This is a genomic window from Methylobacterium longum (genome assembly GCF_022179385.1).
GTDB lineage: Bacteria > Pseudomonadota > Alphaproteobacteria > Rhizobiales > Beijerinckiaceae > Methylobacterium > Methylobacterium longum.
This window is the reverse complement of the sequence record NZ_BPQS01000010.1, coordinates 153978-170343: the sequence shown is the minus strand read 5'-3', so window position 1 is coordinate 170343 and position 16366 is coordinate 153978. Positions and strand designations below refer to the sequence as shown.

The window sequence follows — 16366 nt, the reverse complement described above, 5'->3', positions numbered from 1 at the left end:
AGGACTTCCGCCGCATCGCCACCCGGTACGACAAGCTCGCTCGCAACTACGCCTCAGCCGTCGCCCTGGCTGCAATCATCGCCTTCTGGTGCTGATCGAGTCCAAACCCTAGACCGGCTGGAGGCCAAGCTCAGGCGATGCCTTGCAATAGACCGCTGCCATCGCTCCTAGAGATCTGCGGCTCAGCGCCCTGGTGAAAGCCTGCGGAGAGGCGTATTGTGAGCCGCAAGGTGCACTAAGCGGACGGAGGTCGGTGTGACCTTCATCGTTACCGGCTTGAACCTGACAGGGCCGATCCTCATCGACTACGACACAGCGATCGGCGCGTTGGAGAAGGCGGCCGAGCTGATTTGGACCGGCTATGCTGACGTGCTGATCGCGGACTGGGAAGGCGTGCAGTACACGCCGTGCGAGTTCGTCCGCCTCTTCGACCTGTAGGTGCTTCACTCTTCTTAGTGGAGGATGGTCATGCTGTTCTTCGCGCTCCTATTTGCTGGCCTCGCCATCTTCGGCGTATGCGTCGGCTTCGGCACCATCGGCCGGCCCATGTACGGGCAGGCGCTCAACAGCTACGGCTGGGCGCTCTCCATCAACGGCGCGGCCCTTGCCGCCTACTTCGTGCTCACGCGAGCCCGACGAGCACTACGGGTGCGGCATGGCGGAACCACGAGTGCGAACCACACGCCGCCGAGGTCATTGTTCGATTGAGGCGCCATCTCCATCGATGCGTCTGCGAAGATCCTTCAAGGAGAGGCACATGCCCAGGATCAGCGTGAAGCTCGCCGGCGACGGCACCCACACGATCATGCGGGACCATGCCACTATCGCGTGCGGCATGAGCCTCGATGAGGCGGAGAACTTCGTGACCTTTCTGCGGGTGTCGGCGCGGGTGCGGCGGACCCACTGCCTACCGGAGGCGCTGCGCAGGCGTGGGGCACCGGCCGCCTAGCACGTCTCCCTTAGCCGGCGCTGGTCTGAGTCACCGCACGTTTTTCAGCCTGGAAATCCGGTAAGACCCTTCATCTGGTACTCGCACCGGATTATCGCCGGTTCGAGCTCAGTTCAGAACCATCAGTTATGCGCCATCGACGTTCTGTGAGCGCAGCCAGCGCCCGATAGCCTCGACCACGTGCGCCTGCTCGACAGCAGTCAGCTCCCGTCCTGCACACTTGGCCAAACAGCCGCGGCAGCAGGTGGCCGTCGCATGCTGTGCTATAAAGGCAGGATGGCTGCGAAAGGGCGTCTGCTTACTGTCGTTCCTTGGCTCGGCGGGCGCAAGGCGCCGTTTCACGAAGTCCCGTGCATGCTCTAGAACCGTCGGCAGGCCTTTCTCTCGAAGATAGGCCTGATCGACGGCCGCGAGCCGAAACCGCTGTCGGAATGCTGACTTCGAGAGACGACCGAAGACTTCTTCAAGCGCTCGCATGCGCACATTTAACCTGACTGCCTTCCGCCGATCTGGCCGGCATGGCTTATGGCCGATTGTAACAGCTGATGCATACACCAGGCCCCATCGCGATCGGAACCGCGGGCTGGAGCCTGCCGAAAGCCCACGCCTCACAATTCCCGGAAACCGGCGGCCATTTAGAGCGGTACGGGCAGCGCTTTTCGGCTGTTGAGATCAACACATCCTTCTATCGGCCACATCGCGCCTCGACCTACGAGAAGTGGGCCGCCGCGGTGCCGGACGGGTTCCATTTCGCCGTAAAGGTGCCCCGCGCGATCACGCATGAGCGACGCCTCACCGGCGTGGACGAGCTTTTAGTTCGCTTCCTAGGCGAGGTGGCGAGCCTCGGAACGAAGCTCGGGCCGCTGCTTCTCCAGCTTCCGCCGAGTTTGGTTTTCAACAGGGCGGCGGCCGAACCGTTTCTGGCTACCTTCAGGCAGCTCTTCCCGGGGAACATCGTTTGCGAACCGCGCCACGCCACCTGGTTTGTTGAGGACGCCGATAAACTCCTCAGCGAACTCGCGATCGCCCGGGTCGCTGCTGATCCCGCACCAGTCCCCGGTGCAGGCAAGCCGGGCGGTTGGCTGGATCTTGCCTACTACCGGCTTCATGGCTCCCCACGCATGTACCATTCGGTTTATGAGCCGCCCGTACTCACCCGGATGGCCGAGCGCTTGCACCAGCAAAGCGCCCTCGGACGTCGGGCGTGGTGCATCTTCGACAACACCGCAGAATTTGCGGCAACAGGAAACGCGCTGGACACTCTTGCGCTGGTCACAGCGCGCAAGACTCACAAGCCACAATCTCTCGACGGAGTAGGCGGGGCATCACAGGGTATTTAGCAACAATTATGGGCACATAGGTACCGAACGATCAGTGATAACACGTCGCGCCAACCATACTTTTTAGCTTTACCCTGTCTTTCTTTGCTCGGGCGATGAGATTATTGCTCCTCCAGTTCTATCGATTTCGCATTTTATTTTGCTTCGGTGCTAGGCGCATCGATGCGACAGCTGTTGTCAACGCCGGCTCTGAGAGGCAGATTCGGCGCCGTAGAGCGGACCAGTAGCTTTGCGCCCATCTCAGGCATTCGGCGGCCTTCGTGGGCATCTCCGAAGCGCACCTCGGCTCAGGCCTGATCGCAGCTTAGGAGCCAGCGACTACGTCACCCCTGCCCATTCATCCCTCCACCGTAGCGTTTTCGCTTAGCGTTGCCGTTCTGTAACAGGCAGGCGCGCACCTGCGCGTCTACTCATCGTCGCGCATCAGTCGGGGAAGGCCGCAGGGTGATGATCGGGCCCGCTCTGTTGGCGAGATGCATCTCGCAATCCGCGATCGCCATGTTGCTAACCTCGAGCCTCGCTGCCGCCCCTGGCCTTGCCGAGGAACTGAGGGATGACAAGGCGAAATCCTCGTCGAACAGCGGCAACTCGGGCGGGGAGGGCGGCAAAACCGACGGGCAGAAGGATGTCGACACCGAGCACCTGTTCGGCTTCACCGAAGGCTCTGACACGGGTGAGAAGGGCGAGCAGGAGGTCCTGGTCGATACCATCTCGCGCTTCAGCAAGCGCCGTGACGGTCCGGGCCCTTCCACCTACCGCGTGCTCGACACAAGGTTCTCCTACCAGTTCAACCCAGCTGAGCGGTTCAGCGTCGAGCTGAGCGCCTTCGGCAATCTCCGCCGGCAACGCAACATCGCGGAGTTGGACGACAAGGCGTTCGGCACCTTCGATGGCGCCTCGGTGGAGCTAAAGTACCAGTTCCTAAAAGGATCGGCCGAGCAGCCGCTTGGACTCGCCCTTGAGCTACGCCCTCGCTTCACCCGGGTCCTGCCCGTCGAGGGCAACGGCGCGAACGTGTTCGACATGGAAAGCCTCATCCAGCTCGACGTGCAGGTCGTGCCGGGCAAGATCTGGTACGGCAGCAACATCAGCTTCGAGCCTGCGGCCGGGCGCCAGCGGGGGGGCGGCCAGGGCTACCGATCCTCGACCTTCCTGTGGTCGAACGCGGTGGTTGGGCAGGTGACGGAAGGGACCTTCGTGGGCCCGGAGGTGCGCTACTTGCGCGGCTACGACGGGGTCTTCCTCAATCGGCTGGAGAGTGCGGCAGTGCTCATCGGCCCGGTCCTGCATCACCGCTTCACCGAGAAGATCTGGCTGACCGTGGCCTATGCGGCTCAAGCGTGGGGGCGCGACACTGATCCAGCCTATGCCCGGCGCGGCCTTGGCCTGACACAGTTCGAGCGCAAAAACCTGCGCGTGAAGTTCGGCATGGAATTCTGAGCGGTAAAATCGACCTCGCCCCAACCAGCTTTGGGCTCTCGCACCACAGTTGGCGCCACTGTAGGGAGAAATCGCTCTAAACTCCGAACCGGTCGCCCCTCGCAGGCAGCGCGCGTACTTCAGCGTCGAGTCCGAGAAATGCATCTTCCCAGAACCGCTCAAGCATTTTGGCTCCGACCGCGGCTTCTCGGCTCGGCGGCGCTTTGCTTGGCTTTGAGCCTTGTCCTCCCGATCCCATCGGTTTGGACCCGGCTCCTGATCGGGTGGTGTGTGAGCGTTATCACCTATGTGGCGCTGGTTATCTTTCAGCTGACGCGCGGATCGAGTGAAGCGCTTCGCCGCGAAGCGTCCCGTCTCGACGATAGCGCGTTCACGATCTCCCTGTTTGCAGTTCTGGCCGCTGCTGCAAGCTGCGGAGCTGTAGCGATGCTGCTATTCGGCCAGCAAGAGCAGGATGTGTATCGGATCCCTCATATTGTGCTCGCTGCTCTGACGCTGCTCTGCGCATGGGCCTTCGTACAGGTGGTCTTCACCACTCACTACGCGCACGTCTACTATGGCGAAGAGGACGGCAAGCCTCGCGGTGGTTTGGATTTCAACGGAGATGATCATCCAGATTTCTGGGATTTCTTCTAATTTTCCGTAACGATCGGAGCGACATCACAGACATCCGACACTGACATCACTGCAAAGCAAATGCGTCGGATCGCAACCTTGCAGACGCTATACGCCTACTTTTTCAACACGAGCCTCTTGGCGTTGGCCGTGAACATGGCGGCTGGCCTTGCCCAGCATTGAAATTGGCAACCGACACACCGTACAAATTCTACTTGGCCATGCCAAACTTGAGAGCACAGTTCATTATCTCGGCGTCGACGTCGAGAATGCGCTTGTGCTGGCACAAGGCACTGAGATCTGAGCGTCCGGCGTCTCGGCTGCAGCGTCGAGAGGCTTCGGAACCAGCCTGACGGTAGCGCGCCCCTTGCAGCTGTTCAGCCATCCTCCTGTGCATCCCGCGAGCACACGTCGAGTGGTTGACACTCGGTCAACTCACGAGGGGCACGCCATCACTCTGAACGATGGCGCGCCGGACCGTCGAGCGGGCCGCGTCGATGGCCAGGGTGGCAGCGCCGAGCGTCCGTGCCTCGGTTGGCCTGTTCAAAGCATGGCGCGCTATGATGCTCGCGAGGTCGTCCACCTCACCGGCTATGGCCTCAAGCCGCTCGCGGTCCGTCTCACGGCTGGCCTCAGACCGAAGTTCTAGCAGACGCGTGGTCGCCACCTCAATCCGCTCTCGACGGATGCGTCCAAGGCGCTGCCGCAGCCAGGCCACCGTCGAGCCCAGGCCGCCACCCAGGATCGCCACAAGGTAGATCCAGCTCTCATAACGCTCGATAAATGTCTCCTGCTCGCGCTCGTAGTAGTCGATGGCGCCCGGGTGGATGGGCAGCCGGGCGCTGGTGGCGTCCGCCGTGTCCTCGTAATCTGGACGACTGACGTCTTCCGCCGCCGGCACCGTCTCGGCGAGGGCCGTGCGCATCTCGAACAGGTGCTGCGTCACCTCCGCGACGAGGCTGCGCGACAGGTTGGCTCGCGCCATCAAGCGGTAAGACGAGCCAACGGTCGCCACGTCCTCCGCCGGAAGGCGCGGGCTGCCACCGAACAGAGCGGCCTGAACCGTGACCGGCTGCAGGCGTGGCGAGCGCGCCAGCACCGCGGCGGTGTCGGGTACACCGAACAACGTAGCCTCGCCGTCGGCGCTCGCCGCCTGAACGAGGCCGACTACCCGCCGCGCAGCCGAGGATGTGGGCGTCGTCACCAGCACCATCGCGTCGATGCGGCCGTCCCCGAGCGCGGCCGCCACATCGGTCTCCTCAATCGGTACGAGGGCGACAGCTTTCGCAGGTATGGAACCGGCTGGAGCGTCGGTCAGAAGCTCCAGCCCGAAATGGGCAACCAGGGTGCCGGCCAGTGTCCTGTCGGCGGTCCTGTTCGACAACACGCCGAGTTGCTTGCCTGCCAAGTCCGGAAAGTCCTTGATGCCGGATTGCGCGGGGGCGACCACGAACGCCGCCAGCTTCCGCAAGACAGCCAGGGTTAGGCCATTGCCCGGCATAGAGACGTCCGGACGCACTATCGCGAGGTCGACCTTGCCGGCCTTAAGCGCCTCCGCGCTCTCGCGCACCCCGTCGAAAGCCGACACTTTCAGCCGGATGCCGAGCTTTCTGCGGGCGAGTTCGTCGGCGTAGGCCCGCAGCAGCGCTGGCTCGGGGCCGCCTTTCGGGGCGACCGCGATGGTCAGCGTCGTGGGTCGCGTCAGGTGGAGCGCGGCGGCGGTCCCGAGGACGATTAGCAGCGCCAAGCCGAGAAGCAGCCATGCTTCCCGCCCAGCCGGAATTACCAACTTACGCACGCACTCTCCTCGCTCACCGCGGGCTCTGCTGTACCGTGATGCCGAGGTGGGCCATGCGACGCCTGTTTTCGAGTAGCCCGGGTTGAAGGATGGATGACGACAATATGGCGTTGAAGCGCTCAGCGGTATCCGTGACCCTAGCAGACGAGGAGACCGGCGCGCTTGAAGTCGATACGATTCCTCGGCCTTCAGCGAGGTGCCAGCCGAATTGGCAAAGAGCTCGCGGCGCAGCCTGCAGCGAGGTAGTACGGTGCGGATCGCTCTGACGAGCTTCGGGACCCGCGGCGACGTACAGCCCTTCCTCATCCTCGCGTTAGCGCTGCAGACTCGCGGGCACGATGTGGTCTTGGCGGCTCCCCCCAACGTTGTGGAGTGGGCCGCTCGATGCGGAGTTCGCACGGAGCGCATCGGCTTCGACACCCAGGCCTATATGGACTCTTCCGAAGGCCAAGCCATGTTTGCCTCCGGAAATGTCCGCGCGATCATGAAACGCATGCAGGCTCTGATGCACGAGCATCAGGATCTGCTGTTGGCGGACCAAATGCGGATCTGCGACGGTGCTGATGTCATAGTGGCAGGCGTCCTGACGGAGGATCACTCGGCGGTGATGGCCGAGGCGCAGGGTAAACCCCTGATCGCGCTGCACCTCGCCCCGCTCAAGCCTACAGGTGACTTCGCCCACAGTCTCGTCACCACGCGAGACCTGCACTCGCGCCTGCTTCATCGCCTGACCTACACTGTAGTGGAGCACATGTGGTGGGCTGCCCATCGCGACAGCGTCGCGCTTCTACGCCGCCGCATGGGGCTTACCCCTACACGCCAGCCGACCCAGAAGCGCCTCGCCGCGGCGGGGTTGTGCACCCTTCAAGCCTTCTCGCCACAGCTCGTCCCTCGACCATCGGATTGGGACCCGATGCAGCGTGTCATTGGCGCTTTTCAAATCCCGAAGTCTGCACGGGTGAGCCTCGGGGAGGCAGCCTCGCCGCCCCACCTCGCCACGTGGCTTGAGGCTGGTCCAGCACCGGTCTACGTCGGTCTCGGCAGCATGCCGGTAAGAGACTCTGCTGAGATGCTGAACCTCCTCAGTGAGGTCGCTCGCCGCTGCTGTCGCCGCATGGTCGTGAGCGCCGGTTGGTCGCGCATGGCAGCACCCCAGGAACCATCGCCGGAGATCCGCCTCGTCGGCGCAGTCGACCATGATTGGCTCCTACCCCGTTGCTCAGCCGCCATCCACCACGGCGGCGCCGGAACGACCCATGCTGTCGTCAGAGCAGGGTTACCGTCCGTGGTTGCATCGGTCTTTGCCGATCAGCCGTTCTGGGGAACGCGACTGGTGCGGCTGGGTCTCGGCTGCCACGTGCCGTTCAGAAGGTTAACCAGAGACAGCTTGGAACGTGGGCTGTGCCACGTCTCGGAAGCCGCCGCGGTCGCGCGTGCGGCGGCGTTCGCGGCGCGGATGCGATCCGACCCCGATCGCGTTCCAGCAGCTGTGCAGCTCATCGAAGAGAGCACGTCGACCACCATTCGCTATCCTGCCTGAGCATCGCAAGCTCCCGCGAAAGTTGGGCCGCGGATCGCTGCTCTGCTCAGCCGTTCCCCCGATCCCGGTCGCAATTTTGCCGCTACTCTTAGCACGGTGGGCAGTCTTTGCCGTCGAGCTTGCCGGATCAAGGTCTGCTCCTGGCGCCGTGTGACCCTGTGGCGAGAACTGACGACCCACCAAGATACACCAGGACCGTGGTCGGAACCCTGATGTCGAGCCGCCGCTTTGGCCTCACGAAGCCAGGGCCACGGGTTGTGATCAGCCCCAGTTGCTCCCGGACACCTCAGGAGGACGAATGACGGACGAGGTGCTTGGCGGTGAAGGCGAGCGGGCAGAGCATACCACTCGGGCGGAGCAAGCCATCAGCACGGCCGCTGCGGCTGAACAGCCAGCCGCAGGTGATCGGCCTCAGCTCGCGCTTGTTTTGGGCGGCGGCAACGCGCTCGGCGCCTACCATGCCGGGGCGTACGAGGTTCTGGACAGCCGAGGCTTGTGGCCGAGCTGGGTTGTGGGCGCCTCAGTCGGTGCGGTCACGGGTGCCATCATCGCCGGCAATGCTCCGGAAGAGCGCCTCAGCAAGCTCCGGACGTTCTGGAGCAGGGCAACCCAGCATACGGCGCCAAGCCCGACTGAATGGCTGAAGCCGCGCCAGATCTACAACGGCCTGCACGCGCTCCTGGCGCTCACCTATGGCCGGCCGGGCCTCTACCGGCAGCGCTTTCCTGGGCTGTGGTCAGCTCTGCCGTGGGTGCCTAATGATGTCTGCCTTCTCGACCACAAACCCCTGCTGCGTACCCTCGAGGAGCTCGTCGACTTCGAGCGGCTCAACCGGGGCGAGACGCGCCTGACGGTGGCCTGTGCCGATGTCGAGACGAGCGAGGAGGTGTACTTCGACAGCGCACGTCAGGAGATCCGACCCGAGCACATCCTGGCGAGCACGGCGATCCTGCCAGCCTTTCCGCCGGTTGAGATCGACGGGCGAGTGCTGTGCGATGCAGGCTACGTCAACAACCTTCCGCTCGATCCGCTCTTCGAAACCGAACCGGAGCAGGATCTCCTCTGCTTGGCGCTGGAGCTGTTCAGCTTGCGCGCACCACGACCCGGCTCGCTTGATGCGGTGCTGGAGCGGGCCAACGACATGATCTTCGCCAGTGCAGGGCGTCGCACGATTGCGGCGCTCGCGCGAGAGTACGCTCTGCGGCAGCGGCTTGAGCCGGACGGGCCGACGGTGACCCTGCTCCATCTGGTCTACCAAGCCGGCGCCGATGAACTCGCGGCCAAGAGCTTCGACTTCTCACCCTCCTCGATCCGGGATCGTTGGGCGGCAGGCGAGCGCGATATGACCAGCGGTCTGCAGTCGCTGGACAACAAAACGCTTGGGAAAGCTCGTTTCCGATACCTGTCCCTAAACCGTACCTCAGTAGCCTCTGAGACGATGGCCCAACCTTCCACCACTGGCGCATAGCCGCGCGCCCCTCGCGGCTATGCTCGGGGAACACGGCTGCAGCTCCTGACGCGCTCCTCGCCTCAGGACCTTGTCGCGCCAGACACTCTGGCCATTGAATTGCTGAGGTCTGGTACTCACGAAGGCCGTTTGAGCAGTTCCGTTCGGATCTCCGGAACGAAAGGAGGAGCCTCGTTGTCTAAAGCTAAGCCTCCGCCGCGCGGAGCGCTTGCCACTGTCGTGAGTTCGTCGAGGACGGGATGCAAGCCGCCAACCAACCCGAAGCTCAGCCTGTCGCACCACGTGTGCTCCCACCCGCCACGCCCGGTCCGTCCGGTCTCGGAACCACGGCCGTTCTCGTGCTGGTGGTCGCGGTGCTGCACTTCGGACGCGAGATCTTCATCCCGATCGCACTGGCCGTCCTGCTGGGCTTCCTCCTCGCCCCAGCTGTCGGCTTCCTGCGTCGCTTCGTAGGGCGCATCCTGGCGGTGCTCGTCACCGTCTTTGTCGCTCTCGGCCTCCTTGCGGCCGTGGCCGGCGTGATCGGCCTCCAAGTCGCTCAGCTCGCGACGGATCTGCCCTACTATCAGCGCGCCATCGAGCAGAAGGTGCTGGGCCTGCAGGAGGGCGCTCTCGGGCGCGTCTCTGAAGTGTTGAACCAGCTCAATCGCGGTGCCCAAACCCGCACAGAGCAGCCCACCAAGCCCGCAGATGAGCCAGCAAGCGGCAGTAACGCTACGCCGACACCAGAGGCTCCGAAGCCGGTCCCTGTCGAGGTCCGGGAGCCTCCGCCGACGCCTATGGCGCTCACCGAACGCCTGATCGGTCCTCTGCTCCAACCGCTCGCCACGACCGTGATCATCCTGGTCGTGCTGATCTTCATCCTCATGCAGCGCCAGGATCTGCGCGACCGCATGATCCGCCTCTTCGGGTCAGACGACTTGCACCGCACCACGGCCGCGATGGACGACGCGGCACGGCGGCTGAGCCGCTACTTCCTGGCACAACTCGGGATCAACATCGCCTTCGGTGTCCTGATTGGATCTGGGCTTTGGCTGATCGGTGTACCGAGCCCCGTTCTTTGGGGTGTCGTCGCCGCCATCATGCGCTTCGTGCCCTACGTTGGCGCGTTCGCCTCAGCGGCAGGCCCGATCCTGCTGGCGGCTGCTGCAGAGCCAGGCTGGACGATGGCATTGTGGACGGCGGCCCTGTTCCTCGTGACTGAGCCAGTGATCGGCAACGGTGTCGAGCCGCTCCTCTACGGCCACAGCACAGGCATGTCGCCGATCGCCGTGGTGATCTCGGCCCTCTTCTGGGCCTGGGTGTGGGGCCCTGTTGGGCTGCTCATGTCGACGCCGCTGACACTCTGCCTGGTCGTACTCGGCAAGCACATCGAGCATCTTGAGTTCCTGGACGTTCTCCTCGGCGACCGTCCGGCCCTTACGCCCGTCGAGAACTTCTATCAGCGCATGCTGGCGGGGGACGCTGATGAGGCTGAGGAGCATGCGGAGCAACTGCTCAAGGAGCGCTCGCTGTCATCGTACTATGACGAAGTGGCTCTGAAAGGGCTGCAGATGGCTGCCGATGATGCGCGACGTGGCGTGCTCAAGCCAGACCAGATCCTATTGATCAAGGAGACTGTCCGTGAACTGATCGAGGACCTGGACGATCATGAGGACGGCGACCCCGATCCGAAGCAATCGGAACGGCAGGCATCGGCGGATATCCCCTCCCAATCCGAGCAAGCCTTGCCGGAGAGTCGGACTGTCACAGATCGAGCGCCCGGCTCAGAGGAACTACCGCCGCTTTGGCGTGGTGAAGCCCCAGTCTTGTGTATTGCCGGACGGGGGCCGCTTGACGAAGCCGCTGCTGCCATGATGGCGCAACTTCTCAAGAAGCATGGCGTTGGCGCGCGCGTTCTTCCGCACACAGCCACAAAGCGCAGCCGGATCGGCGAGCTTGAGATGGAGGGGGTGGCGATGATCTGCATCTCCTATCTGGACATCAATGGCACCCCGTCGCACCTACGATACCTGTTGCGGCGACTGCGCCAGCGAGCGGGTGACGTTCCGGTTGTCGTCGGGCTGTGGCCGTCGAACGATGCCGTGCTGAGGGATGAGACGCTGCGCAAACAGATCGGCGCGGACCACTACGTGGCCACGTTGCACGCAGGCGTTGAAGCGTGTTTGTCAGTTGCGCGAGAAGCGGCACGGCAGGCAAGCCCGCGTGCGGAGAGGATCCGCGAGCTGAAAGCTCAACTCAACATCCCCACAAGGCCTGAAGAGTGAAAGTCTTAATTCAATCCGATGCTTAGCGTGAGACTTTACACCGATGTGTTCAGCGGTCCAAATCTGCCGCTTGGTACCGGCTGCCTGTGATCCGTTGCTGACGGTAGAGATTTTCGCGTCGGGGCAGTTTGGTGAAGCAACTTCGCCGGCTCCTGGCTGTCGTGCGGCTGACCTACGTTGCAGCCTGGTGGCTTCTTGAACCGACACCGCCCGGAGGATCTTCAATGGGCGGAGGCGGGGCGTCTGCTTTCCTGGCTTAGCCACTCTGCAGCGGACGGGCAGGTTTCGGCCACTATCGGTCGCCCAGGTCTGCCATGTCGGGCTACGCGTAAGCAGACCTTCCCAAAGCTCAGTTCGCGTTAGGATGAGCCGATCCGGAGCCACATGTCGGTCAGCCGCAGGCTCATGAGTGGGCTGCGGCCGCGAAGGAAGCTGAGCGGCCCCGATCGTGGAAAGTTCCAAGTAGCCGCGCCAAACGAGGCCCGGGCCCATGCCCTTACCTCGGAGACTTGGGGCTTGCAGCCACCGCCATTGTTCAGCGGAGGCTGCACGACACTGGTGCGGACGGGCCACCGCCCAGGCATCATTGTACGGCTTCGAAATCGAAGGTGTGCGAGCGGTAGTCCCTGTGTTGTCACTGCTCTCGCCTCAAAGTCGAATTCTTCAACGGCGTGATCCCGCCGAACCTCGAATGCGGCTTCCTGCTTGGGGATGCTCCACAGCGCGCGGGCTCCCGCTATTGAGGCCGGATGATCAACCCAGATCCAGGGCACGCTCACGGACAAGGGGCCGCCGCTGCGCACCTGCACTGCCAGCAGCAACTCATCATAGGCCAGCATGCCGCTAGGCTCGTAAACAGCGAAGGCGGTGCCAACCAAGACGCGTCCGAGCACCGTCCTGGGCCGCACGTCCGGTGACAGGCTGGCCTCCGGCAGACTGGAGGCTCTGATTTGCCACAGCGAGAGGTAGGCGGTGCCGTAGAGGTGCCAGGGTGCTGGCGGATAGCTTACCCCGTCTGGATGCATTGGACGGTCTTGCGGCTCTGCACCCATGCGGCTCACTGTTCCTGCTCACGAGCCTGCACCGGTATGCTGCGCTCGACCGTACCCTCAAGATGCACGCTTCACGGGAAAAGGTAGCCGCTTGCGCCAGAGCGTGCAGCGTGACCTCAGGCCGCCAACCTGATCGTTGATAGCGGGCAGCGGCTCGGATGTGCCCGGGTCCGGCGCGGGAACGCTTTTGCCGTGGGGCTGGCCAGCCAAGTAATCGGAGGTAGGGCGTCGTCCATTCTCCGCCCAGCCCTGCTCACCGATTAGCGGCACGAACGAGACGGCACCGCACTCCTCCTTTTCGTAGTCACTCTCGCCCCTGCGGGTGAGCTTCAGGAGCCGCTGTTCGTGCGCGTCGCCCACGGGAATGACGAGGCGACCGCCTATCGTGAGCTGCTCCTTGAGCGCGTGCGGCACTTCTGGGCTGCCCGCCGAGACCAAGATGGCATCAAACGGTGCGACCTCCGGCCAGCCTCGCGTACCGTCGCTGACGCGCAGCTCGATGTTGCCGTAGCCAAGTTGCGCGAAGCGTCGCCGCGCGGCTTCACCAAGCGATGGGTGACGTTCGATCGCGTAGACCTGCTCCGCAATGCGGCTCGCGACAGCTGCCGCGTAGCCCGAGCCTGCCCCCACTTCCAGCACTCGATTGCGTGGCCCGAGTTCGGCGGCCTCAATCATCAGGGCAACGATGTAGGGTTGCGAGATCGTCTGGCTGTGGCCGATGGGCAGTGGCCCATCCTCGTACGCGAACTCCTCAGAGCCTGGCTCGACGAACGCTTCGCGCGAGACGCTCCGCATGGCCTGCAGCACGTCCTCGTCCCGTACGCCGCGCCGAGCGATCTGCACGTCGACCATGCGGGTCCGGGCGCGCGAGTAACTCGACATGACGTGTCGTTCGGGCTGAGAGTGGTCCTGCATGACTGACCTAGCCGGGATTTTGAACCGGTCAGATGGGAGGCTACTGCATGGATGCGGCCATGGGTAGCCGGAAGGCTAGATCCGGTAACGTGACGGGTGCGAGCGGCCGATAGTAAATGACTAGCGGGACGGACACAATTTTAGATATTCGACCGACATCCGAACACGTCTACGCTCCATTTATTAAGTAGAGTTTTTATTTGTCTAGGGACGCGTCCTTAATAAATCCGCTCGGAGATCTCCGCTTCCTTGCAGGCAGCGACTATGTTCTGGCTCTGGCTGGTTTGCGCCTCAATCTGACGCAGCGTCAGCACCGCCTGCGCCGCGCTCGACGTCTGTCCGCGCCCACATCACCCACGCCTTTGAACCAGGCTGATCCTCTCAATCAGCGCGGCCCAGAGCCATTCGGCCAAGTCAAGCTGTAGTGCGCAGCACTCCGTTTTCGCGGGCTACTCGTCTCCCATTTCCTTGTGCTCAGTAAGCTCATCCTCGGCTTCAACGTCATCACCGAGCAGTTCGTCCAGATCCTCGATCAGACCCGCGACTTGCTGCTCGGTCGCGCGCACCCGGAAGACCTCACCATCTTCGTTCTCGAACGTGAGGTGGAACTCACCCCGGATCTCGTCGGAGAGCATGCGGGCTAGCTTCTTGGGGAGTGTCATCGCGGTCGCCTCCTGACTCTGAGAGAACGCGTCAAAATGAAGGACGATGCCGGATCTTTACCGACGAGATACACACGGCGTATCAAGCTGAGCAGTTGACGAGCGCTTGATTCCGGATAGCAGGCAGCTGGAAAGCAGACAGCGCAGCAGCCGCTCCTTCTGGTCTGGATTGCGCCCAGTGCTGCCGCTGAGCTCAACATAAGGCCGTGCCGTAAGCGGGCGCTCCCGGCCACATCGCACCTTTCCCAGAAGGCGGCCTACTGGACTAAGCACCGGCGCGACTGAAGGCACTGGGTCCAAGACTGATTCTCCGCTGCTTTCACAGCATCCAACCAGATAGCCATTTCCCTCGGGCGCTCGCACGAAGACGGCGGAAGTCTGCGCCCTCCAGCGGAGGCATCTGGATCTCGAGCACACCAGGAGCTATCAATGACAACCGAGCGTACCGCCGGCTACGGGTGGTGCGTTGCGTCACTCAAAAGAGTTGCGTCATGATCAGCTCCGCCGCTGACATGCCCCAGCACAAAGCTCCTGCATCGGCAGGCAGACCGCGCCTGGCGGTTTTCCTCCGGACAGCGCTCGATGGGGTCGGCGAGGCCGTTATCGTCACCGGCTCTCAGCTTGAACGTCCCGGCCCAGTCATCGAGCATGTCAACGCCGCCTTCACCCGCATGACGGGCTACAGTGCTGAGGAAGTCGTCGGCCAAACGCCACGCATCCTACAGGGGCCGCTGACCGACAGGACAGTCCTCGCTCGCTTGCGCTCAGACCTTGAGACACGCGAAGCGTTCCAGGGCAACACCATCAACTACCGTAAGGATGGCAGCACCTACACACTCCACTGGCACATCACGCCCCTGCGCAACGAGGTCGGGGAGTTGACGCACTGGATCGCCCTGCAGCGGGAGATTCGACCAGGTGATCAACTGGACGAGCTTGCCGCAGGGCGCACCACTCGGGTCCGCGAAATCATGGACCAAGCTCTTGCCGGGCTAGCTCAAACAGCCGGTACGCCCGCGGATGTGAGCCGGGTCATGGAGCAGTTGGATCAGACCGCTCGTGAGCTCCAGAAGCAGGTGCGCGACACGCTCGCACTGGTTCGCTCGATAGCGCGCCGCACGGCCGAGACCGAGGTAGCTGCGGCCGACGATGCCGCGGATCTAGACAGTCGGATCGATGCCCTCCCGCGCCTCAAGGCTACGGCGCGTCAGAAGCCGCCGGCCGGCGTCGATCTGGAACGGCTCGTCGCGGACGAACTGCACCCCTTCGAGCTGGAGCGCGAAGGCCGCGTCTGCATCTCCGGACCGTCGGTCAATCTACTACCGCGGGCAGCCGAGGTATTTGGTCTGGCCATACACGAGTTGACGGCGAACGCTGTGAAGTTCGGAGCCTTGTCCGAAGGCGGGGGATCGGTTGCGGTAAGGTGGCGCCTTCAACCAGGGTCGAGCGAAACACGCCTCGTGTTTCGGTGGTCCGAGCGCGGCGGACCTGAGCCAACGCGCCTGCCAGTGCGCAGAGGCTTCGGCCTGCGGTTGCTGGAGCAGATCCTGCCGGGTGATCTCAAGGGGCGATCCAAGCTGCGCTTCGCACCAAGCGGGCTCCTGTGCCGCGTGGATCTACCCGTGTCTTCGCGAACTCTGCAGATCGTATAGGCCTGCGGCCTCTCAGCCGAGCGGTGCCTCGGATCGTCGTCACGGCATGAATGCTTGCCTTCAGCGGCAGGCGAGTTGGCGAGCGCGAGCCTCTTCTACCGCCCGGTCCTTGGAAAACTCCACGGAATATTGCTGGTTCGCTCGCTCCTCCTGAACCGTGTGGCGGTTTCGGCCGTTCTCATGACTACACAACGCGCAAGGCCTTACCGGCACATGGTTTCTCAGGCGCCGGCGCAGGGGCCGGACGGCCAGGGAGAACGCCCATGCCGACGGAAGCTATGCGAGCTCAACTCGCGCGGAAGGCCCTCAACCTCTACTTGGGGGAGCACACGGCTGAGCGGCGTTGGCGTTACCCTGTGGCGGGTGCAGAGGTCGCTGAGTGCGATATCGTCGACCTCATGACCGATCTGCTGATTTTAGCCCGCCGGAGCGGCTACGATCCTTGCGCAGTTTTACGCAAGACGCAGGTGCACCTGAAGGCCGAGGTCGGGGAGAGTTGCTGAAGGCACAGCGATGACCGACGCTCCTGCCCGCCTGATTGGAACATAGCTAATTTCGAATCTACGTGTCGAAGATGAGCCTATAAACGAGACTGCTCGATCTTGCTGCAATTGCTTCATGGCCGCTGACAACAGCCGAGCAGCTGTCGAATCAAGGGGTTAGCTGAC

15 protein-coding genes and 2 pseudogenes are annotated in these 16366 nt (G+C 63.2%); 12 read left to right on the top strand and 5 right to left on the bottom strand.

Going from position 1 to position 16366, the window contains the following annotated elements; genetic code table 11:
* From MFF58_RS12255 to MFF58_RS12240, 4 genes and pseudogenes are all read left to right on the top strand, one after another.
* Positions 1 to 95 (top strand): annotated as a pseudogene (locus tag MFF58_RS12255) (IS5/IS1182 family transposase); the annotation flags it as partial.
* A gap of 160 nt (positions 96 to 255) precedes the next feature.
* Positions 256 to 438 carry a hypothetical protein gene (locus tag MFF58_RS12250; RefSeq protein WP_238287685.1) on the top strand — a complete coding sequence of 61 codons (183 nt, stop codon included), beginning with the start codon at positions 256 to 258 and terminating at the stop codon, positions 436 to 438.
* Between the two features lie 30 nt (positions 439 to 468).
* Positions 469 to 708: a hypothetical protein gene (locus MFF58_RS12245; RefSeq protein ID WP_238287683.1), complete on the top strand. Its 240-nt coding sequence runs from the start codon at positions 469 to 471 to the stop codon at positions 706 to 708.
* 49 nt (positions 709 to 757) lie between these two features.
* Complete coding sequence (locus MFF58_RS12240; RefSeq protein WP_238287682.1) at positions 758 to 949, top strand: hypothetical protein; 192 nt, start codon at positions 758 to 760, stop codon at positions 947 to 949.
* 126 nt (positions 950 to 1075) lie between these two features.
* On the opposite strand, the gene MFF58_RS12235 is transcribed toward MFF58_RS12240, so the two are convergent.
* Positions 1076 to 1426, bottom strand: coding sequence for a DUF4186 domain-containing protein (locus MFF58_RS12235; protein WP_238287681.1), 351 nt, complete (start codon positions 1424 to 1426; stop codon positions 1076 to 1078).
* Between the two features lie 68 nt (positions 1427 to 1494).
* On the opposite strand from MFF58_RS12235, the gene MFF58_RS12230 reads away from it, so the two are divergent.
* From MFF58_RS12230 to MFF58_RS12220, 3 genes and pseudogenes are all read left to right on the top strand, one after another.
* A complete protein-coding gene (locus MFF58_RS12230; RefSeq protein WP_238287679.1) occupies positions 1495 to 2289 on the top strand; it encodes a DUF72 domain-containing protein in 795 nt (264 codons plus the stop codon).
* A gap of 447 nt (positions 2290 to 2736) precedes the next feature.
* The gene (locus MFF58_RS12225) at positions 2737 to 3729 is read left to right on the top strand and encodes a DUF6662 family protein (protein WP_238287677.1); all 993 of its coding nucleotides are present in this window, start codon (positions 2737 to 2739) and stop codon (positions 3727 to 3729) included.
* 138 nt (positions 3730 to 3867) lie between these two features.
* Positions 3868 to 4527: pseudogene (locus MFF58_RS12220) on the top strand (DUF1345 domain-containing protein).
* 247 nt (positions 4528 to 4774) lie between these two features.
* On the opposite strand, the gene MFF58_RS12215 reads toward MFF58_RS12220, so the two are convergent.
* Positions 4775 to 6142 carry a TAXI family TRAP transporter solute-binding subunit gene (locus MFF58_RS12215; RefSeq protein WP_238287676.1) on the bottom strand — a complete coding sequence of 456 codons (1368 nt, stop codon included), beginning with the start codon at positions 6140 to 6142 and terminating at the stop codon, positions 4775 to 4777.
* 250 nt (positions 6143 to 6392) lie between these two features.
* Here MFF58_RS12215 and MFF58_RS12210 point away from each other — a divergent pair, with 250 nt between their 5' ends.
* The 3 genes from MFF58_RS12210 to MFF58_RS12200 all read left to right on the top strand — a co-directional run bounded on the left by MFF58_RS12210 (position 6393) and on the right by MFF58_RS12200 (position 11417).
* Positions 6393 to 7682 carry a glycosyltransferase gene (locus MFF58_RS12210; protein ID WP_238287673.1) on the top strand — a complete coding sequence of 430 codons (1290 nt, stop codon included), beginning with the start codon at positions 6393 to 6395 and terminating at the stop codon, positions 7680 to 7682.
* Between the two features lie 298 nt (positions 7683 to 7980).
* Positions 7981 to 9150 carry a patatin-like phospholipase family protein gene (locus MFF58_RS12205; RefSeq protein WP_238287671.1) on the top strand — a complete coding sequence of 390 codons (1170 nt, stop codon included), beginning with the start codon at positions 7981 to 7983 and terminating at the stop codon, positions 9148 to 9150.
* Positions 9151 to 9389: 239 nt separating this feature from the next.
* The gene (locus MFF58_RS12200; protein WP_238287670.1) at positions 9390 to 11417 is read left to right on the top strand and encodes an AI-2E family transporter; all 2028 of its coding nucleotides are present in this window, start codon (positions 9390 to 9392) and stop codon (positions 11415 to 11417) included.
* A gap of 359 nt (positions 11418 to 11776) precedes the next feature.
* On the opposite strand, the gene MFF58_RS32565 is transcribed toward MFF58_RS12200, so the two are convergent.
* The 3 genes from MFF58_RS32565 to MFF58_RS12190 form a co-directional block, all read right to left on the bottom strand.
* A complete protein-coding gene (locus MFF58_RS32565; RefSeq protein WP_353959804.1) occupies positions 11777 to 12442 on the bottom strand; it encodes an acetoacetate decarboxylase family protein in 666 nt (221 codons plus the stop codon).
* A gap of 84 nt (positions 12443 to 12526) precedes the next feature.
* Positions 12527 to 13351 (bottom strand): protein-L-isoaspartate(D-aspartate) O-methyltransferase, encoded by an 825-nt coding sequence (locus MFF58_RS12195; RefSeq protein WP_373323334.1) that lies wholly within the window; start codon positions 13349 to 13351, stop codon positions 12527 to 12529.
* Between the two features lie 482 nt (positions 13352 to 13833).
* Positions 13834 to 14046 carry a hypothetical protein gene (locus tag MFF58_RS12190; protein ID WP_238287669.1) on the bottom strand — a complete coding sequence of 71 codons (213 nt, stop codon included), beginning with the start codon at positions 14044 to 14046 and terminating at the stop codon, positions 13834 to 13836.
* 491 nt (positions 14047 to 14537) lie between these two features.
* On the opposite strand from MFF58_RS12190, the gene MFF58_RS12185 reads away from it, so the two are divergent.
* Both MFF58_RS12185 and MFF58_RS12180 read left to right on the top strand, forming a co-directional pair.
* Positions 14538 to 15698 (top strand): PAS domain-containing protein, encoded by a 1161-nt coding sequence (locus MFF58_RS12185; protein WP_238287667.1) that lies wholly within the window; start codon positions 14538 to 14540, stop codon positions 15696 to 15698.
* 263 nt (positions 15699 to 15961) lie between these two features.
* The gene (locus tag MFF58_RS12180; RefSeq protein WP_238287666.1) at positions 15962 to 16201 is read left to right on the top strand and encodes a hypothetical protein; all 240 of its coding nucleotides are present in this window, start codon (positions 15962 to 15964) and stop codon (positions 16199 to 16201) included.
* Positions 16202 to 16366: the final 165 nt, after the last annotated feature.